This window comes from Mycobacterium sp. pV006, from assembly GCF_041287115.1.
Classification (GTDB): Bacteria; Actinomycetota; Actinomycetes; order Mycobacteriales; family Mycobacteriaceae; genus Mycobacterium.
This window is the reverse complement of the sequence record NZ_JBGGKT010000013.1, coordinates 117,022-133,835: the sequence shown is the minus strand read 5'-3', so window position 1 is coordinate 133,835 and position 16,814 is coordinate 117,022. Positions and strand designations below refer to the sequence as shown.

General features: G+C 66.5%; 14 protein-coding genes and 4 pseudogenes. 9 read left to right on the top strand and 9 right to left on the bottom strand.

Translation table 11 applies throughout. The features are described from left to right. Positions 1 to 518 (top strand): annotated as a pseudogene (locus tag ACAG25_RS19470) (hypothetical protein); the annotation flags it as partial. A 1,002-nt stretch (positions 519 to 1,520) separates the two neighbouring features. Then, positions 1,521 to 1,655 (top strand): annotated as a pseudogene (locus tag ACAG25_RS19465) (hypothetical protein); the annotation flags it as partial. A 318-nt stretch (positions 1,656 to 1,973) separates the two neighbouring features. Here ACAG25_RS19465 and ACAG25_RS19460 read toward each other — a convergent pair. The 6 genes from ACAG25_RS19460 to ACAG25_RS19435 all read right to left on the bottom strand — a co-directional run bounded on the left by ACAG25_RS19460 (position 1,974) and on the right by ACAG25_RS19435 (position 7,647). Beyond that, positions 1,974 to 2,321, bottom strand: coding sequence for a hypothetical protein (locus tag ACAG25_RS19460; protein WP_370490111.1), 348 nt, complete (start codon positions 2,319 to 2,321; stop codon positions 1,974 to 1,976). A 173-nt stretch (positions 2,322 to 2,494) separates the two neighbouring features. Continuing rightward, entirely contained in the window at positions 2,495 to 4,534 is a 2,040-nt protein-coding gene (locus ACAG25_RS19455; RefSeq protein ID WP_370490110.1) for an AAA family ATPase, read from the bottom strand. A gap of 412 nt (positions 4,535 to 4,946) precedes the next feature. Next, positions 4,947 to 5,117: an excisionase family DNA-binding protein gene (locus ACAG25_RS19450; RefSeq protein WP_370490109.1), complete on the bottom strand. Its 171-nt coding sequence runs from the start codon at positions 5,115 to 5,117 to the stop codon at positions 4,947 to 4,949. Beyond that, complete coding sequence (locus tag ACAG25_RS19445; RefSeq protein ID WP_370490108.1) at positions 5,114 to 5,359, bottom strand: hypothetical protein; 246 nt, start codon at positions 5,357 to 5,359, stop codon at positions 5,114 to 5,116. The genes ACAG25_RS19450 and ACAG25_RS19445 overlap by 4 nt, the downstream gene beginning before the upstream one ends. A 329-nt stretch (positions 5,360 to 5,688) precedes the next feature. Continuing rightward, positions 5,689 to 6,810, bottom strand: a complete 1,122-nt coding sequence (locus ACAG25_RS19440; protein WP_370490107.1) for a tyrosine-type recombinase/integrase — start codon at positions 6,808 to 6,810, stop codon at positions 5,689 to 5,691. A 180-nt stretch (positions 6,811 to 6,990) separates the two neighbouring features. Then, positions 6,991 to 7,647 carry a TetR/AcrR family transcriptional regulator gene (locus ACAG25_RS19435; RefSeq protein ID WP_370490106.1) on the bottom strand — a complete coding sequence of 219 codons (657 nt, stop codon included), beginning with the start codon at positions 7,645 to 7,647 and terminating at the stop codon, positions 6,991 to 6,993. Positions 7,648 to 7,734: 87 nt separating this feature from the next. Between ACAG25_RS19435 and ACAG25_RS19430 the strand changes: the two genes are divergently transcribed. Beyond that, positions 7,735 to 8,532, top strand: a complete 798-nt coding sequence (locus tag ACAG25_RS19430; protein WP_370490105.1) for an SDR family oxidoreductase — start codon at positions 7,735 to 7,737, stop codon at positions 8,530 to 8,532. Continuing rightward, on the top strand, positions 8,529 to 9,308 hold the full coding sequence (locus tag ACAG25_RS19425; RefSeq protein WP_370490104.1) for a maleylpyruvate isomerase family mycothiol-dependent enzyme: 780 nt from the start codon (positions 8,529 to 8,531) through the stop codon (positions 9,306 to 9,308). Before ACAG25_RS19430 ends, ACAG25_RS19425 begins: the two co-directional genes overlap by 4 nt. A 7-nt stretch (positions 9,309 to 9,315) precedes the next feature. On the opposite strand, the pseudogene arsB reads toward ACAG25_RS19425, so the two are convergent. Together arsB and ACAG25_RS19415 are read right to left on the bottom strand one after the other, a co-directional pair. Further along, positions 9,316 to 10,781 (bottom strand): annotated as a pseudogene (gene arsB, locus ACAG25_RS19420) (ACR3 family arsenite efflux transporter). Next, a complete protein-coding gene (locus ACAG25_RS19415; protein ID WP_370490103.1) occupies positions 10,778 to 11,230 on the bottom strand; it encodes an ArsI/CadI family heavy metal resistance metalloenzyme in 453 nt (150 codons plus the stop codon). Before ACAG25_RS19415 ends, arsB begins: the two are co-directional and overlap by 4 nt. A gap of 84 nt (positions 11,231 to 11,314) precedes the next feature. Here ACAG25_RS19415 and ACAG25_RS19410 point away from each other — a divergent pair, with 84 nt between their 5' ends. Next, positions 11,315 to 11,671, top strand: a complete 357-nt coding sequence (locus tag ACAG25_RS19410) for an Rv2640c family ArsR-like transcriptional regulator (RefSeq protein ID WP_370490102.1) — start codon at positions 11,315 to 11,317, stop codon at positions 11,669 to 11,671. 5 nt (positions 11,672 to 11,676) lie between these two features. Here ACAG25_RS19410 and ACAG25_RS19405 read toward each other — a convergent pair whose 3' ends face one another. After that, on the bottom strand, positions 11,677 to 12,363 hold the full coding sequence (locus tag ACAG25_RS19405; protein ID WP_370490101.1) for a GAF and ANTAR domain-containing protein: 687 nt from the start codon (positions 12,361 to 12,363) through the stop codon (positions 11,677 to 11,679). 190 nt (positions 12,364 to 12,553) lie between these two features. Here ACAG25_RS19405 and ACAG25_RS19400 point away from each other — a divergent pair, with 190 nt between their 5' ends. The 4 genes and pseudogenes from ACAG25_RS19400 (at position 12,554) to ACAG25_RS19385 (ending at position 16,790) form a co-directional block, all read left to right on the top strand. Then, on the top strand, positions 12,554 to 13,765 hold the full coding sequence (locus ACAG25_RS19400; RefSeq protein WP_370490100.1) for an acetyl-CoA acetyltransferase: 1,212 nt from the start codon (positions 12,554 to 12,556) through the stop codon (positions 13,763 to 13,765). Then, positions 13,762 to 15,299: pseudogene (locus ACAG25_RS19395) on the top strand (carotenoid oxygenase family protein). The gene ACAG25_RS19400 and the pseudogene ACAG25_RS19395 overlap by 4 nt, the downstream one beginning before the upstream one ends. After that, positions 15,300 to 16,199: a winged helix-turn-helix transcriptional regulator gene (locus ACAG25_RS19390; protein ID WP_370490099.1), complete on the top strand. Its 900-nt coding sequence runs from the start codon at positions 15,300 to 15,302 to the stop codon at positions 16,197 to 16,199. 141 nt (positions 16,200 to 16,340) lie between these two features. Continuing rightward, a complete protein-coding gene (locus ACAG25_RS19385) occupies positions 16,341 to 16,790 on the top strand; it encodes an Hsp20/alpha crystallin family protein (protein WP_370490098.1) in 450 nt (149 codons plus the stop codon). Positions 16,791 to 16,814: the final 24 nt, after the last annotated feature.

Below are 16,814 nucleotides of genomic sequence, written 5' to 3'. Positions count from 1 at the left end.
TCACCATGCAGACCAACACCCGAAATCACGTCGTCATCGACAGTGACGGCATCATCTGCATCCTCAGCGACGGCCAACAGCTGGGTAGCCGCAGCTACGGGGCCGAATGCCCCGAATGTCGGCAGACCGGCAAATCACGCGTTGAGCAGGACTATCACTCCGCAGCCGCCGATGTTTTCGGCACTGCCCGTTCAGGATCGCTCCTGCGTGACAGGGCATTTACGTCGCGAGAAGTATGGTCTGCCGATATCACCGTCGAGGTCGGCAAACGCACGGTGGTAATCGAATACGACGGTTCCTACTGGCACTCAGCACCGGCCAAACAGCTCGTAGACCAGCGGAAAAGTCGTGACCTGCTCGCCGCCGGATACCTCGTGGTCCGACTACGCGAAGACACCTTACCTTCCCTTGGAATCGAGGATAGGAGCTATCTCGAGATGCGCGTGTACTCCTCAGCGCCCCAACCCCGGCAGGTCATGGAACAGATTCGGGATTGGGTGAGCGACAACAACTTCTGATGACGGCTGCTACACGGCAGGGTCGCTCGTGCCTACTTCTGTCATCCGAGATCATCACCACCTGACAGCAGCAGCCGAGACACCATCAGCCACTGGACTTATGTCTACAGGCGGTCAGCCGGGAAGCGTCTTGCGAGGCACGAGTTTCTCCGCGATCCACAGCAGTTGAGTCCCATCTACGGTAACCGCCACCGTTCGCCGGCACTCTCGGATCGGTGTAGCACCCCTAGTGTCGCCGAACGGATCGGGGTGTTTGATCGCTAGACGGTCAGTCGCGACGGCTGTTAGGTACATGCCGGCATCATTCCGGATCGGACCCATCCATTGCCCGTCCTGCCCGACGCGCCGTTTAGTTGTCACCTTGGGCCAATAAGGCCGTACGTTGCTCACAAACACGTCGACATGCACGACTCTCGATGGCCGTGGTGCGGGCACCCTCGCGTGCACGTCGGCCTTTCCGAGGATTCTCGGAGTTGGTCCAGGTTCGACACCAGGCCGGAATAGGTCGGAAGTAGCGGAGAATCGCACCGCGTGCACGGTTCGCTTGTTGATCGGACGACCGGTGAAGTAGTAGGGGAATTCAGAGCCGAAGGTGGCCCATCCGCTGCCTCCCCGCTCAGCGTGATCGACCAATTTGTCCTCAGTGAAGTCGAACCGGAAATGCTCCTTTCCCAAGTGCCTTGGATCGGGTCCGTGCAGACTTGCCTTCGCCAGTTGAAGCTTCTTCTGTTGAAACTTGATGTAAAACGACGTTGTTGTCCACTCGATCAACCATGAGAATCCGACCACTGGGACCTCTAGGTCGAAGATCGCAAATGCGAATGCGTCAATGTTGTCGGAGGGAGTTGTCGGGGGGTACATCAGCGCGATCTCGCTTCAGACAGTTGATGACATTCTTGCCTCGACCCGGGAACTGGTAAATTCGCCCCTCAACCCTAGCCCCCATTCGTTCGCATCACGTCGGATCGTCACTTCGGCCACGATGCACCATTTCCTTAACGCTCGGACATGGACGGCCGCGCCGACCAGTACGCGCTTGCCGCCACCGCTTTTCACCTGTTGACGGGATCGCATCTTTCTCCGCACTCGAACCCAGCGGTGGTCATCAGCCGCCACCTTGCCCAACCGCCGCCTGCTCCTTCAACGATTCACCACACACGGAGCGCGGACTCCTGAAGGCGGGCCGGCGCTCTGTGCGGCCTCAGGTTCTAGAGGGTCTGAGCCTCCATGGTTCCTCCTTTTTTGTGGCCCGAATTACTCTTCGCTCACCCTGGCCGGTTGGTGCTGGCCTTGTTCTGGGCCGTAGACCGCAGACGGCTGATCGCCGAGGTCACGGCGTCGGACATGGGTGCAGACGGCCTTCCTGCGACGATGAGACTCTTCTGAGGTCGCGGGCCTGGTTTCGGGCCTGGTTTCGGGTAATCATGATCGGATAGCTGGTGCTGGCCGGGAGCCCTAGGCGCGCAACTCGGCCTCGATCCACTTCGCCCTCTTGTGGAAGCTGACCAGCGCGTCACCGATCTCGTCGGCGGCATCGCACAGGCGGGAGTCGTCGATGAGCTGCCCGCAGAGGTAGTCCACCTGCCTGTCGGCCTCGTCGAGGGCGCAGATCAGGTCGTTGACGGTGTCGAGCGTGCCGGCCTTGTTGGTGGGCATGTTCTTCTCCTTCGGTTGGGGTCCGCGCTGGTAGCCCTCAGCCAGAGTGAAGACGCGGGCGAGGTGCTCGGGCGGCGCTTTCTGGTCATCGCCCTTGGCCCGCTGCTTGAGTTGGTCACGCAGGGTGTCGGCCCAGTGGTCGTTCATTCCTTCATCTCCTCGGTGGTGGTGTTCATCTGTCTCGCCTTCGGTGTCGGGTGCGGGGTACGGGTGTCCAACCAGCAGTTGGTTGGTGGGGTTTCCTCGCGTGTACAAGTGAGGAAATGAAGAAATGAGGAAGCGCATATATATGTAAAAATCCTGTTCACGCATGTAGTTCGTCATTTCTTCATTTCTTCGCGTGTATGAGCGGCCCTTAATTCCTCAATCTGCTGGTTCGCCCCTCCCAGTCGCCAGTAGTGCCCCTGCTTCCCGTGTGAGATCAGTGCGCGGTCGGCGAGGCGCTTGAGCATCTGTCCGGCGGCCTTGTTGTCCTTGGCCAGTCCGGCCCGGGCAACGTCTTTCGGGGTGACCGGTCCCTGCTGCCAGCCGTTGACGAAGTCGAGCACCTTCTGCATCTCGGGCCGCAGCGCCCGCGGCCCCTTGTTCCGCGACAGAATCTCGCCGGCGGTCACGTCGGACTCGTCGCCCAGGACGAAGGTGCCGACCGCCACCCGCTCTCCGGTGGAGACGGTCACGACCGTGCCCTCGACGGAGAACTCCAGCGACAGGTCCTCGTGCCCGCAGGAGTTCTTGCCCTGGGTCATCACCCGCAGCAGGCTGCCCGTGGGCAGGGTCTCCTTGGCGAAGCCGAACACGCAGCGGGCCATCTCGCCGAACGCCGACCCGCCGTTGATGGCGGCGACGAGGTCGCCGGTCGAGCCCTTGACGAAGTGGACGAGGCCGATGACGATCCCGTCGATGGCCTCGGCGATGCGCAGCCACGGGGTGAGCGCCTCGCGCAGTTCGTTGGTGCGGTAGATGTCGGTCTTTGACTTCATCGTCGCCATGATCGGGTCGATGACGATGACGGTGACCCCGCGCCTGCGCAGGTCCTCAATGAGCTGGTGCTCGTCGTCCTCGGCCAGCAGCGCGGCGTACTTGCCCTCGGCGATCTTCACTCGGGGAGTGACGACCCGGCTCATGTCGGCCCCGTGGGCTCGCAGCGACGGCTTGAGGACGTATTGGGCCGTCTCCTCGGCGGCGACGTAGGCGACGGTCTGCGGCTTGCCCTTCCAGCAGCCCTCCAACTCGCCGCGACTCAGACGGGCGACGAACCAGCGGGCGCAGGTGGACTTCGCGGTGCCGGGGCGGCCACCGAACAGCGTCAGCGCACCGACCTGTATCCGCCCGTGACCGTCGTACTCCCACGCCCACTTCGCCGCGGCGTCGGCGATGTCGTCCATCGACACCCACTCGATCTCGCGGCGGGATTCGCCGCCGACCTCGCGGTCAGGCACGGCACGCGGCGTGTCCATCCCGATGCGCAGCCTTGACCGGATGGTGGCGTAGACCGACTCGTGGCCGTCTTCGGAGGCCAGGCCGTTCTGCACCGACGCCTCCCAGAGCCGCTCGACGACCGTGTCCAGGTCCAGTCCGGCGCCGGCGACGAAGCTGCCGCACTTCATGGCCGCCCCGAACAGGGCGTCGTTGCGCCCGCCCGCGACGGCCTTGATGACTTGGCCTTCCGCGCTGGCGAGCACCTTGTCGAGGTACTTCTGCTGGCCCTCGTTGGGCCGTTGGCCCTCGGGCCAGGGTGCGGCCACGTCGAACTCGAACTCAGTAGCGTCGCCGTTGCGCTGCGCGGCCTGCTTCCTGACTCGGGTCGCCGTCTGCTCCGCTGCCCACTGCATCAGCCGCTCTGCACCGTCGGGATCGCCCTCGGCGGTCAGTGCCAGCAGGTCGTTGGACTCGACGGTGTAGCCGCGGTTGCCCCACTTGGGTCGCCGCGTGCCCGGCAGGAAGACGTTGGCGCCCGGCCCCTGGATGTCCACGCCCGGGAACCCCGGCAGGCGCTCGTTCTTCTCGGTGGAGTGGACCGTGCGCAGGTCGGGGTGACCCGCGACGTAGAAGTGCTTGCCGCCGCCGGGTGTGGTGACCTCGGCGAAGATGCGCACACCCAGGTCGGCGAGCAGCTTGCGGACCTTGTCGATGTCGCCGCCGTTGCGGGGGTCCACATCGACCACGGCGGGCAGCCCGCCGGTGTTCAGGCACAGGGCCATGCCCGGACGCCACTCCTTCAGCCTTGCGGCGTTGCCGTCGGGTCGCAGGCTCTGCCACCCGCTTGGTCGGGTGAACTCGTTGCCCCCGGCAGGCGCGACCCAGACAGTGACGTCTTCCAGCGGCAATTCGATCAGGAACTCCAGCTCGTCGTCGTCCAACTCCAGGTCGAGCAGGAACTACAGGGTGTCGGCAGGCTGGGTAGAATCACCCTGACCTGCCCGGTCATCGATTGCCGCCTCCTCGCCGAGGCGGCTTTCTCTTGTGGTCACGTCGTCGGCCTCCCGGCGTGTCCGCTGGCGGGCATGCCCCAGCACGGGTAGGCGCGTCCGGCATCGACCAGACCCACACCCGCCGGATCGACGCAGTGTCGGGTGTCCTTGCTGTGAGAGCCGGCGCGGTGCTTGTCGGACGCGGCGACGGTCGTGAACGACTCGTGGCACGCGGCGCAGTGACAGGTCTTCAAGCCGGTCCAACTCGCCCCACACCTCGGGCAGACGGGCATTTCCGCCTTGCCCCTCGGATTCTGAGCAACTTTCACGACCTCGCTGGTGTCACTGGCCTCGGCGCGGCTCACCGGTCACCTCCGATGGGCCGCATCAGCGTGTCGAGATCGGTGTCGCGGACGCGGATGGAGCGCCCGGCGACCCGGTAGGCGGGCAGCAACCCCTCGGCGATGCGGCGGCGCAGCGTCTTCGTGGACACGCCGGTGCGTGCGGCGGCCTGGGTCAGGGTGAGCATCATCGTGCGGCCCCCGACAGCAGCGACACCGCGTAGGCGCGCTCCTCGTCGGTCAGCGGGGGGTCCTGGGCGATCAGCCGCTCGAGGCGGCAAAACCAGTTGCCCGCGACCATGAGGCGTCTGGCCTCGAGCAACTCGGAGTCGTCGGGGGCGCGGTCGCGGATCAGGCCGGCGTAGCGGCCCTGGTGGAACCGCCGCCGGGCAACGAGGTCTTCGGGACGGGTGGCGATGACGAGTGCCGACATCTGAGGACTCCTGGGGGCAGCGCTGGACGACAACTGCCGGTCCTCAGTTCGTGAACGCCGAACCTCGCGGGGTCTGTTGGCTAGGCTCCTCCGTCGAGCGGCTCGTTCATAAGCCTCCGGGGAACTGAGTCCAGCGTATCAGTTGCAAGCAGCTACGGCCCAACATCTGCTGACATCGCATGGCCGAGTTGTGTCGGCAACGCCCTTGCCCGCTCTCATGGGATGTCAACGCTCCGTTGACAATTCGTCTTCGTCTTCGAGCACCTCGCGCAGCACATCTATCGCGGCCAGCGCGTCGAAGAAGCTGGCCAGGTCGGAGCCGTCGGTCATCACTTCTCTTCCTCGGCGAGCGCGGACAGCGCCTCGGCAATCTCAGTGTCGCGTCCCGAGACCACGCCCTGGTAGATCAACGAGGCACTCACCGTGGAGTGGCCCAAGCGCGCCATCGACTCGCGCAGCGTGCCAACGCGGGCGACCTGGGCGCCCTGGAAGTGGCGCAGGTCGTGAACCCGAACCCCCTCGCGCCCGACGGCTTTCAGCGCCTTGGCGAAGTACTCGCGGCTGAACACGCGGTCATTGAGGTGCCCGCCACGGGCTGCCGGGAACAGCAAGGAATCGGAGCCGTCGGCGACGAATTCATCGAGATGGCGAACGAGGTCGGCGCGGATGTGCGGAGGGACGGCGACGGCGCGGCCCTTGCCGGACTTGGGTCGGTCCACGCGGTACTCGCCGTCGCGGCGGACGACGGCGCGGGCCACGGTGATCACGGCGGCGTCAGCGCCGATGTCCTTGCGGCGCAATTCGGAGACCTCGCCCCAGCGCAGGCCGCACCACGCCATGAGCAGCACCATGGCCCTCATCCGCTCGGGGCGGATCGCGTCGGCGAGGGCGGCGACCTCGGCGACGCTGAGAATGACCGGGTCGCGACGGCGCGGTGCTCGCATGGCACGTGGAACCGAGCAGGGGTTGCTCGCAATAAGCCCGTCGGTGACGGCGGTGGCGAGGATGGCGTGCAGCAGCGAATAGGCGTGCGCTCGGGTGGTCGGGTGACCCGGGGCCAGCGCCGCGTGCCAGGCGCGCACCTGCTGTGAGCTCAGCCCACTCAGCGCCACGTCCCCCAGCTCCGGGTCGATGTGGCGGTCCAGCAAGGACTCGTAGTGGCGGCGCGTGCGGAACTTCAAGTCGCGCTCGGCGATCCACCGCTGGGCGTACTGCCCCACCGTGAGCACCTCGCTTCGCCGTGCGGCCCTGCGCTGCGCCGGCGGCGTCCACTCGTCGCGCTCCATGAGGCGGCGCTCCGCGGCGACCCACGCCTCGGCGTCGATCTTCGCGCCGAAGGTGGTGTGGGCGTTGTGCCGCCGCAGGTCCGGCCCGACGTAGGACGCCTGCCACCGTCCCGACGGCAGCTTGCGAATCCAGCCCCACCCCCGCCGGTTGGACCGCCCGACCATGCCCGCCCCCGTGCTATCTAGCTGACCACACCAGGGTACGGGTGTCCATTGCTGTCCACATAGGGTTCGTGCGACACAAGCAGCTCAGAATGGGTAATGGCTGGTGACGGCTGGGGAGGGTGGTTTGCTCGGCGGCTGGTTCGAATCCTGCCGGGGGCACATCTGCGACGTGGTACCTGACTACGTATCCCGATCCACCGACACGACCCACAAGCCTGCAGCGGCATCGGGATCCAGCGCCATCGTCGGATCGGCGGCGACGGCGGCGGCCGGTACCACCGGGGCGACGGTCAGCAGAAGGTTCTGCAACGCGGCTCGGCTGATCCCGCGATGGCCGAGCCAGTCCAGCGTCGCTCCTTCGAGAAAGCTGAGGAAGCCCTCGAGCGCGACGCGCAGGGCATAGGGCTCCGGTTGATCCGCCAACAGCAATCGGGTGAACATCGCGCGATGACGCGCTCGTTGTTCGGCGACGAACGCACGGACATGTGGATCGTTACCCAGCCCGCCGCTCATGATCAGTCGATACGCGGGTTCGGCCTGCTCCGCGAAGTCCAGATAGCGGTCGAGCAGGTGCGGGAAGAGTTCGCTGGGCGGCAGGTCGGCGTGAAGGTCCGCCTCGGTGAGCAGTTGCCGGTGGAAGTCCTCGATCACCGCGAGGTAGCAACCGCGTTTGGAGCCGAAGTAGTAGAACAGCAGGCCCTTGGCGACGCCGGCCTCGGCTGCGATGTCGTCCATGGTGACCTCGTCGAACGGGGTGTCCGCGAAGCGCCGTGCGGCCGCGCTCAGCAATTCGGCACGGCGCTGCGGATCGCGGTGACGCCGAGACGGTGAGGTCACCGGGAACCCGACTTTGACTTTCGGTCAAACACCGGTCAAATTTAGCAGTGAAGAGTTTGACTGGCGGTCAATTAAGGAGGACGGGCATTGAGAAAAGCCGATCTCACCGGCTGTGTTGTGGCGATCACCGGTGGAGCGCGCGGAATCGGGCGGGCCACCGCGTCGGCCTTCGCCGATCGTGGCGCCCGCGTGGTGATCGGCGACATCGATGAACCTCAGGTGCGGCAGACCGCGACAGAGATCGGCCGGGGCACCGTCGGACTCGAGCTGGACGTGACATCCGAGCAGTCCATCGCCAGCTTTCTCGACACGGTGCGCGGTGACGTGGGCGCCGTCGACGTTCTGGTGAACAATGCCGGGATCATGCCGACGGGACCGTTCGCCGAGCGCGACCTGTCCCTCGCCCGAGCGGTGGTCGACATCAACTTGTGGGGTGTGATGGCCGGGTCGCATCTGGTCCTGCCGCAGATGCTGGAGCGCCGGCGCGGACACATCATCAACGTCGCCTCGGTGTTGGGTCGCGTCGCCGGGGCCGGCGTCGCCGCCTACAGCGGCACCAAATTCGGCGTCATCGGGTTCACCGAGGGTTTGCGCCGCGAGTTGCGCGGGACAGGGGTCCGCGCCACGGCCGTCCTGCCCAGCATCGTGCGGACGGATCTGTCGCGTGGGTTCAACGAGCACGGTGCGGTGATCGAGCCGACCGAGGTTGCCGCGGCCATCGTGCGCACCTGCGGCAGCCGCGCCGGCGAAGTGACGGTTCCGCGATGGGCCGGACCGGCCTGGCGGGCGCTCGCCGCAGTCCCACCGCGCGCGACTGCACCGCTGCTGCGCGCACTCGATTACGACCGTGCCGCGCGTGACGTCGCTGCCGAGAGGCACCCATGACGATGAACCGAGTGGCCGCTCTCGAGGCCGAACGCGCCGACGTGCTGGATCTGTGCGCCGCCCTCACCCCGGCCCAGTGGCAACAGGACAGCCGGGCCGACGGTTGGCGTGTGCGAGACGTGATCGCCCACCTCGGCGCCAGTTGCCATGCACTGTTCACCCCCGCCGCGCTGACGCTGCTGCGCACCCCGGACATCGAGTCGGCCAACGACACCTTCGTCGACGCTCGGCGGCACTGGTCGACACAACAGGTGGTGGACGAATACCGCACGTGGAGCGCCCGGGTCATCCGGCTTGCGCGTCTGGCCTCTCGGACGCCCCTCGGCGCCATACGCGCACCGCTGGGTGAACTGGGCTCCTTCCGCTTCGATCAGATGCTCACCGCAGCATTGGTTTTCGATCACCACACCCACATCCACCACGACATCTGCCCCAGCCTGGAGTTTCCGGCGCCGGACACCGATGCCAACCGGATGGCCACCGTTCTGGACTGGATGATGGCCATGCTGGCCAACCAACTCCGCGCCGCACCACCGGCCTGGCTGCCCGGGCCGATCGCGCTCACCTTGACCGGCCCCGGCGGCGGCACGTGGCACATCAACCCGGACGGGAGCATCTCCTCGGGAGGCGAGGGATCCATCGCCGCCATCGAAAGCCCGGCGATCACGTTTCCGTCGTGGGCGACGAGACGAACCGAGTGGCGCCGCAACGATCTTCAACTCACCGGCCACACGGACTACGCCACAAGGCTTCTCGACAGCATCAACATCGTGTGAACACTCGTCACGACGAAAGTTCCCGAACGAGGCACTCGACTCTGCGCGCGATGTCGTCGCGCACCAGCCGCATCCGTTCGATGCCACCGATACCGCGCTCGGACGGTTCGTCGGTCAGCCACGTCTCGACCGCGATCCCGTTCGGCGCGTCGACCTGCGCCGCACCACCCAGAACGACGACCCGGTCGACCCGGCGGAGAAGCTCGGGATCGATCGCCTTCGGATACTCACCGGACACGTCGACGCCCATCTCCGCGAGCGACTGCACCGACAGCGCGTTGAGCGTCTCGCCCGGCCGGGTTCCGGCCGAGTGGACCTCGACGGCGTCGCCCGCCGCGTGCCGCATCAGAGCCGCCGCCATCTGCGACTTGCCGGCGTTCTTCACGCACACGAACAGCACGCTCGGCGTCATGAGGCGAACCTGCGACGCAGCGCAAGTGAGACGTAGACCAGCGCGACGAGCACGGGCACCTCGATGAGCGGGCCGACCACCCCGGCCAGCGCCTGACCCGACGTGGCGCCGAACGTTGCGATCGCGACGGCGATGGCCAACTCGAAGTTGTTGCCGGCGGCGGTGAACGCCAACGTGGTGGTGCGCTGATACCCGAGGCCGAGCACGGCACCGAGTGCATACCCACTGCCCCACATCACGGCGAAGTAGACCAGCAGTGGAACGGCTATGCGGACGACATCCCAAGGCTGCGAGGTGATCTGAGCGCCTTGCAGGGCGAACAGCACCACGATGGTGAACAGCAGCCCGTACAGCGCCCACGGCCCGATCCTCGGCAGGAACCGCTGTTCGTACCAGTCGCGGCCCTTGGCCCGCTCCCCCATGCGGCGAGACAGGTAGCCCAGCAGCAGCGGCAGGCCGAGAAAGATCAGCACCGACTTGGCGATCTGCCACGGCGACACGTCCAACGAACTCTGCGACAAGCCCAGCCAGCCGGGCAACACCGACAGGTAGAACCAGCCGAGCACCGCGAACATGACCACCTGGAACACCGAGTTCAGCGCGACCAGCACGGCAGCGGCCTCCCGATCGCCGCAGGCGAGGTCGTTCCAGATGATCACCATGGCGATGCAGCGCGCGAGACCGACGATGATCAGCCCGGTGCGGTACTCGGGCAGATCGGGCAGAAGCAGCCACGCCAGCGCGAACATCAGTACAGGACCGACGATCCAGTTCAACACCAGCGACGCGGCCATCAGCCTGCGGTCGCCGGTCACGGTGCCGACCCGGTCGTAGCGCACCTTGGCCAGTACCGGGTACATCATCACCAACAGGCCGACGGCGATGGGCAGCGAGATGCCGTCGATCTGGACCGCGCTGAGCGTCCCGTCGAGACCGGGCACCATGCGCCCCAGCAGGAGTCCGGCGACCATCGCGGCACCGATCCACAGCGGCAGGAACCGGTCCAGGGGGGAGAGTCGGCCGACGACAGGAGGGTGCTCGGCCGTCGCGGGTACGGTCACCCGGCGACCTCTGCCCGCTCGTCACAGCCGCAGTGGCAACTGCCGATCCGGTCGTCGGATCCCGGACCGGACGCACCGAAGGTCTCGGCGTCGCCCAACTTCGTGTAGACCTCCCACTTCTCGCCGTCGGGTGCGGTGACCCACACCTTGTCCTGGGTGGCGAAGCAACAGGTGGTGTTCATCTCCTCTTCGGTGAACAGGCCGGCTCCGGACAGTCGTGCGATCTCCGAGTGCACGGTGTCGCTGGAGTCCACTTCGACCCCGAGATGGTTGACAGAGCCGCCGCGCCCCGGGTTTTCGATCAGGACCAACTTCAGCGGCGGTTCGGAGACCGCGAAGTTCGCGTAGCCGGGCTTGACCTTGGCGGGTTCGGTTCCGAACAGGGTCGTGTAGAACGCGATCGAAGCGTCGAGGTCGTCGACGTTGAGCGCGAGTTGGATACGGGACATGACCGGCCTCCAAGGTGTGAGACATGAGCCGAATTGGCCACTTCCGGTCTACTCCACCATTTCGATATATGTCAATATGGTGTCATGCCGAAGCCATTACCGACCATCGACATGTCCGCGCCGGTGTGCTGCGCGCCGGTCGCCGCCGGACCGGCCGACGACGCGGCCGCACTCGAGGTGGCGATACGCCTGAAGGCACTGGCCGATCCGGTTCGCGTGAAGCTGATGTCGTTGCTGTTCACCGCCGAGGAGCCGTGCACCACCGGGTCACTCGCGGCGGCCGTCGACCTGTCGGAATCCACCGTCAGCCACCACCTCGGACAACTCCGCGCGGCCGGCTTCGTCGTCTCGGAGCGCCACGGGATGAGCGTGCACCACACCGCCCGGCACGAGGCGCTCACGGCGTTGTGCCGCGTGCTCGATCCGAGCTGCTGCACCTAGCGGGCTCAGGTACCTCGGGTGTCGATGACCCGTTCGGCGACCTCGGCGAGCTTGACGTTGCTGTCCTGCGACAGCTTGCGCAGCATCTCGAACGCGGCGACGTCGGTGACGTTGTAGCGCTCCATGATGATGCCCTTGGCCTGTCCGATGCGATCGCGGGTCGCCAGTGCAGACTCGAGTTGCTCGGTGTTGCGGCTGGCCATGATCGCCGCGGCGGCGTGCGCCGCGAGCACGGTGCCGATCGTCTCGTCTCCGGCCCCGAACGCGTTGACCTCGGTGCTGAACAGATTCAAGGCACCGGCTGTGCTCGAACTGGTGTAGAGCTTGAACGACAGCGAGCTCAGCACGCCCAACTCGACCGCGGCGGGTGAGTACGCCGGCCAGCGGTGTTCGGTGCGGAAGTCGTCGGTACGCACGATCAGCTCGCGGGTGGCCGCATCCAGGCAGGGACCTTCACGGAACTTCATCTGCAATTCGTCGAGCTTCTGGGGCAGATCGGAGGTGCCGGCGACGGAGCGGAAGCCCCCGTCTTTCCCGACGAACAACACGCCGGCGGCGCTGGTCCCCGGGATCAGGCTCATGATTTCGGCGGTGACCTCGGACAAGACATCGTCGACCCGGTAGGGCGTTGCCACCGTGCGCGCCAACTCGGCCATTCGCCTGGCCAGATCGTGGTCCGGCGCTTCGCTCATGTTTCTCCGAACTCCATCTCCGGCACCGTACACCCGCACGGTGTTTGCCGCCGTGACGTGGCGGTAATGCAGCGGCGAGATAGGAGCGTCGGTCGACCGTCGGTCCTGTCGAGGTCTCGTCGGTTCAGAACAGAAGCCGGCGGGGCCGACCCTCCCACTCACTCTGTTAGTTGTAGTAGCGTCCGGTGCCATGGGATCGGTGTGGATTCTCGGTGGCTGGCAGAGCGACTTCGCCCGCAATCTGGCGCGCGACGGGATCGACTTCGCGCGGTTGACCGCCGAGACCGTCGACGCCACGTTGGAGGCGGCCCGGCTGAGCGCCGCCGACATCGAAGTCGTGCACATGGCCAACGCGTTCGGCGAGTTGTTCGCCCACCAGGGCCACCTCGGCGCCATGCCGGCCACCGTCCAGGACGGCCTCTGGGATACCCCCGCGACGCGGCACGAAGCGGCGTGCGCGTCCGGCAGCGTCGCGGTGTTGGCGGCGATGGCCGACCTGCGTTCCGGTGCGTACCGGACTGCGCTGGTCGTCGGCGTCGAGCTGGAGAAGACCGTTCCCGGCGACGCCGCCGCGTCGATCCTGGGCGCAGCCGCCTGGACCGGGCACGAGGGCGCCGAGGCAAAATTCATGTGGCCCTTCATGTTCGACGCCGTCGCCGCCGAATACGACCGGCGCTACGGGATCGACGAGGCGCATCTGCGCGGAATCGCGTCGGTGAACTTCGCCAACGCGCGCGCCAATCCGGCAGCGCAGACCCGGGACTGGGCGATCCCCCATCCGCTCACCGCCGACGACGTCAACAATCCGGTGGTCGAGGGACGCCTGCGCCGTTTCGACTGCAGCCAGATCACCGACGGCGGCGCGGGCGTCGTGCTGGTGACCGACGACTGGCTCCGCGACCATCCCGGCGCGCGCCCCCTGGGTCGGGTCGACGGCTGGGGCCACCGCACGGTGGGCCTCGGGCTGCAGCAGAAGTTCGACCGGTCAGCGCAGGATCCCTACGTACTCCCCCACGTCCGCGGCGCCGTGCTCGATGCGTTCCGGCGCGCACAGGTGACGCTCGACGACGTCGACGGCTTCGAGGTCCATGACTGCTTCACCCCCAGCGAGTACCTCGCGATCGACCACATCGGCCTGACCGAACCGGGGCAGTCCTGGCACGCCGTGGAGAGCGGCGACATCGAGATCGGCGGCCGCCTGCCGATCAACCCCAGCGGCGGACTGATCGGCGGCGGCCACCCGGTCGGGGCATCCGGTATACGCATGCTGCTTGACGCAGCACGCCAGGTCAGCGACACCGCAGGCGGCTACCAGGTCGAAGGCGCCGACACCTTCGGCACCCTGAACTTCGGCGGAAGTACCGCCACCACAGTGAGTTTCGTCGTGAGGAAGACACCATGAGCATCGGCACCCACCCGGAGATCGTCGGCAAGTTCCTGTCCACGCTGCCCGATGACGACGACCACCCCTACCGGACGGGGCCCTGGCGACCCCAGACCACCGAGTGGGACGCCGACGACCTGCCGGTCGTCGACGGTGAGGTCCCCCGCGACCTCGACGGCGTGTATCTGCGCAACACCGAGAACCCACTGCACCCGGCGTTGAAGTACTACCACCCCTTCGACGGCGACGGCATGTTGCACATCGTCGGTTTCCGCGACGGAAAAACGTTCTACCGCAATCGCTTCGTTCGCACCGACGGCTTGGCCGCCGAGAACGAGGCCGGCGGACCGCTGTGGTCGGGCATCGCCGAACCCATCGAACTGACCCGTCGCGACTACGGCTGGGGTGCGCGCACGCTGATGAAGGACGCCTCGTCCACCGACGTCGTCGTGCATCGCGGTGTCGCGTTGACCAGTCACTACCAGTGCGGCGACCTCTACCGCACCGACCCGTGCACCGGAGCCGATCTGGGCAAGGAGGACTGGCACGGCACGTTCCCACCGACTGGGGCGTCTCCGCGCACCCGAAAGTCGACGACCGCACCGGCGAACTGTTGTTCTTCAACTACAGCAAGACAGCGCCGTACATGCGCTACGGCGTGGTCGGCCAGTCGGGCACCGTGGACCACAACGTGGACATCCCCCTGCCCGCTCCTCGCCTGCCGCATGACATGGCGTTCACCGAGAACTACGTGATCCTCAACGACTTTCCGCTGTTCTGGGATCTGGGTCTGCTGAAACACAACATCCACTTCCCGAAGTTCCACCCGGACATCCCGTCGCGCTTCGCGGTCGTGCCGCGGCGCGGCGACACCTCGCAGATCAAGTGGTTCGACGCGGCGCCGACCTACGTCCTGCACTTCCCCAACGCCTACGAGGACGGCGACGAGATCGTCCTCGACGGATTCTTCCAAGGTGATCCCCAGCCCGTGGAGGGCGTCGACAACGGCATGAGCCCGAAGTGGCAGCAGATCTTCCGCGGACTGTCGCTCGACGGCATGCAGACCCGGCTGCACCGGTGGCGGTTCAACCTGGTCACCGGACAGACCCGCGAGGAACAGTTGACCGACAGCATCACCGAATTCGGCATGATCAACCCCGGCCACGCCGGTCTGCCGTACCGCTACACCTACGCCGCGACGGGTAGACCGGGCTGGTTCCTGTTCAACGGGCTGGTCCGGCACGACCTGCACACCGGACGGGAGGAACACTACGCATTCGACGACGGGGTGTTCGGCAGCGAGACCGCGATGGCGCCGTGCGTGGGCGCGCGCGGCGAGGACGACGGCTACCTGGTCACGCTGACCACCGACATGAATACCGATGCGTCGTACTGCCTGGTCTTCGACGCCGCACGAATCGCCGACGGCCCGGTGTGCAAACTGCAGTTGCCGGAACGCATTTCCAGCGGCACGCACTCGACCTGGGCGGCCGGATCGGACCTCCCGCGGTGGCGGGAGACCGACACTGCGGCCGCCGCCGTCGGTTTGTAGATGACGCCCACCGCAGCAGAACCCAACGCCGTTGCGCGCATGCTGGGACTGCTCGGTGATGAATGGACCCTGTTGATCGTCCAACGCGCCCTGCTCGGCGCCGCCCGGTACGGCGATTTCGCCGCGGCGCTGCCGGTCTCCCACGCGGTGCTGACCGACCGGCTCCGATCCATGACCTCGGCGTCCCTGCTCGAACCTCGCCCCTACCAGTCCCGACCGAGACGCGTCGAATACCTCCTCACGGCGCAGGGCAGATCGCTGTGGCCGATGCTGACGTCGATCTGGCACTGGGAGCGGCGCTGGGTGAGCCGTCCGCTGCCGCGGTTGCCCGCGATGATCCACCGCCCATGCGGGGCAACGCACGCCTGCCCCCGCGTGGTGTGCCGATCGTGTGGGGCGCCCACCGACGGGGAAGACGTTGTGGCGCAATGGGGGCCGAGCGGCTCATGGGAGCGGTCCATCCCCGCCGGGAGCAACCGGCGGCGGTCGACAGGCCGACGCAACGCGACGGGTTCACTGTTCCCGGAGACCATGAGTGTGATCGGGGACAGGTGGGCGTTCGCATTGTTGGTCGCGGCGTTCGTCGGCTTCACCCGGTTCGGCGAGTTCCAGGCCCAACTCGGCGCACCACCCGGCACCGTCGCCGACCGTCTGGCGCTGTTCTGCGATCAGGGCGTGATCGCCAACGTCGACGGCCGCTACCTGCTCACCGACAAAGGGCGCGGCTTCTTCCCGGTGCTGGTGTGCGCGCTGGATTGGGCCCAGCGCTGGTTCCCCACCCCGGAGGGCCCCGCGGTGGTGCTGACCCATCGCGGGTGCGGCGGCGTCTTCCGTCCGGTGCTGGTCTGTGACCAGTGCAATCACCGCCTGTCTGCCGTGCACATCGCGCCGGCAGAGTGACGCTCCAGCACCGGTCGACCCCGAAAAATTTCCCGGAAAGGTGTTAGCACTCTCATAGGTCGAGTGCTAAAATCGCCGGTGCACAGTGATTGAGCTGCCCGCCAGGGTGGCGGGCCTGAGGGATTTAGGAGGTGGATTGCTGTGCTTCGCTTTGATCCGTTCAGTGACCTTGATGCCTTGACCCGCGGCCTGCTGACCAACCAGTCCGGATCAAACCGCGCCCCGCGTTTCATGCCGATGGATCTGTGCAAGGTCGGCGACCATTACGTGCTGACCGCTGATCTGCCCGGCATCGATCCCGGGTCGGTGGACGTCAACGTCGACAACGGCACGCTGACGATCTCGGCTCATCGGACCGCCCGGTCGGAGGAGTCCGCTCAATGGTTGGCCAACGAGCGCTTCTTCGGCAGCTACCGCCGCCAGCTCTCGCTCGGCGAAGGCATCGACATGGCGGCGATCACCGCCACCTACGAGAACGGCGTGCTGACGGTGACCATCCCGGTCGCCGAGAAGGCCAAGCCGCGCAAAATCGAGGTCAGCCACGGTGGTGCGCAGACCTCCATCGAGCCGACCACCGTCGACGCCGAATAATCCGATCAGCTCTGCGGTCCAGCC

Excerpts from the sequence above, each read along its gene's own strand:
- ACAG25_RS19405 (WP_370490101.1), bottom strand. The coding sequence starts at position 12,363 with ATGAGCGAAGCGCCGGACCACGATCTGGCCAGGCGAATGGCCGAGTTG.
- ACAG25_RS19415 (WP_370490103.1), bottom strand. The coding sequence starts at position 11,230 with ATGTCCCGTATCCAACTCGCGCTCAACGTCGACGACCTCGACGCTTCG.
- ACAG25_RS19425 (WP_370490104.1), top strand. The coding sequence starts at position 8,529 with ATGACGATGAACCGAGTGGCCGCTCTCGAGGCCGAACGCGCCGACGTG.
- ACAG25_RS19400 (WP_370490100.1), top strand. The coding sequence starts at position 12,554 with ATGGGATCGGTGTGGATTCTCGGTGGCTGGCAGAGCGACTTCGCCCGC.
- ACAG25_RS19410 (WP_370490102.1), top strand. The coding sequence starts at position 11,315 with ATGCCGAAGCCATTACCGACCATCGACATGTCCGCGCCGGTGTGCTGC.
- ACAG25_RS19450 (WP_370490109.1), bottom strand. The coding sequence starts at position 5,117 with ATGATGCTCACCCTGACCCAGGCCGCCGCACGCACCGGCGTGTCCACG.
- ACAG25_RS19460 (WP_370490111.1), bottom strand. The coding sequence starts at position 2,321 with ATGAACGACCACTGGGCCGACACCCTGCGTGACCAACTCAAGCAGCGG.
- ACAG25_RS19440 (WP_370490107.1), bottom strand. The coding sequence starts at position 6,810 with ATGGTCGGGCGGTCCAACCGGCGGGGGTGGGGCTGGATTCGCAAGCTG.
- ACAG25_RS19390 (WP_370490099.1), top strand. The coding sequence starts at position 15,300 with ATGACGCCCACCGCAGCAGAACCCAACGCCGTTGCGCGCATGCTGGGA.
- ACAG25_RS19445 (WP_370490108.1), bottom strand. The coding sequence starts at position 5,359 with ATGTCGGCACTCGTCATCGCCACCCGTCCCGAAGACCTCGTTGCCCGG.